The organism is Kitasatospora sp. NPDC059462, assembly GCF_042749955.1.
In the GTDB taxonomy this organism is placed as follows: domain Bacteria; phylum Actinomycetota; class Actinomycetes; order Streptomycetales; family Streptomycetaceae; genus Kitasatospora.
Map to the genome: position 1 here is coordinate 1 of NZ_JBHYUU010000399.1, position 1,401 is coordinate 1,401.

1 protein-coding gene is annotated in these 1,401 nt (G+C 70.6%); it reads left to right on the top strand.

Going from position 1 to position 1,401, the window contains the following annotated elements:
* Positions 1-145: 145 nt before the first annotated feature.
* On the top strand, positions 146-1,378 hold the full coding sequence (locus tag ACFXAM_RS38745) for an ISL3 family transposase (RefSeq protein ID WP_033356098.1): 1,233 nt from the start codon (positions 146-148) through the stop codon (positions 1,376-1,378).
* Positions 1,379-1,401: the final 23 nt, after the last annotated feature.

The window sequence follows — 1,401 nt, forward strand, 5'->3', positions numbered from 1 at the left end:
GGCTCTCCTGCCGCATGTGTGGGTGCGCTGATCTACGGCTGGACGTGAAACACGCCGTCCTCTGTGATCCTTGAGGTGTCGAAGCCCAAATTGGATCAAGCAGAGAGACGGCGTGCCTGTCTTCAGCATATGGAAGCGCACCCTGATGGTCGAAAACACCGTGGTCGAGGCGGTGCGCTGGGACGAATCAGAACAATGTGTAGTCGCGTCGGTACGGCCTGACGTGCGGCGGCGTGGACGGTGCGGACTGTGCCGACGCCCGGCCCCGCTGTATGACCGGGGACGCGGTCGGCGCCGGTGGCGCGATCTGGACCACGGGGCGGTGCGGGTGTTCCTGGAGGCCGACGCCCCGCGGGTCGCCTGTCCCCGACACGGCCCGACCGTCGCGTTCGTCCCCTGGGCCCGGCACGACGCCGGGCACACCCTGGCCTTCGACCAGCAGGCCGCATGGATGGCCGCCGAATGCTCCAAGAGCGCCGCGGCCGAGCTGCTGCGGTGCACCTGGCGCACGGTCGGCCGGATCGTCGAGCGCTACACCGCCGACCGCGACCGGCACACCGACCGGCTGGCCGCACTGCGCCGGATCGGCATCGACGAGATCTCCTACCGCAAGGGCCAGCGCTACATGACCGTCGTGGTCGACCACGACACCGCCCGGGTGGTGTGGATGGCCGACGGCCACGGCACCGACGTCCTCACCCGGTTCTTCGACGAACTCGGCCAGGCCCGAGCCGCACGGCTGACCCACATCAGTGCCGACGGCGCCGGCTGGATCACCCAGGTCGTCGCCGATCGCGCGCCCGGTGCGCTGCGGGTGATGGACCCGTTCCACGTGGTGGCCTGGGCCACCGAGGCGCTGAACACCGAGCGTCGGGCCTCGTGGAACCGGGCCCGCCGCGAACTCGGCGACCGCCAGGCCGCCCGGGCGCTGAAGGACTCCCGTTTCGCGCTGTGGAAGAACGCCGAGGACCTGACCGACCGCCAGGCCGCCAAGCTCACCTGGATCGCCGCCACCGACCCGCGCCTGCACCGCGCCTGGCGGCTGAAGGAAGCCCTGCGGGCCGTCTTCGCCTTGGCCAAGCGCCGCCCCACCGCCGCCCTCAAGGCCCTGGACCAGTGGATCGGCTGGGCCCGCCGCTGCCGCATCCCCGCCTTCGTCGACCTCCAACGCACGATCACGCGCCACTACGACGCCATCCGCTCGGCGCTGGTCACCGGCCTGTCCAACGGGTTGATCGAGTCCACCAACACCAAGACCCGCCTGATCATCCGGCGCGGCTTCGGCTTCCACTCCGCCGACGCCGTCATTGCCCTCGTCATGCTGACCCTCGCAGGCCCCCGGCCCATCCTCCCCGGACGCCAACCCTCAACAGCCTGACCCACACATCAAGCAGGAGAGCC

Bases quoted from the DNA above. Each gene is read 5' to 3' on its own strand.
- ACFXAM_RS38745 (WP_033356098.1), top strand. From the start codon at position 146: ATGGTCGAAAACACCGTGGTCGAGGCGGTGCGCTGGGACGAATCAGAA.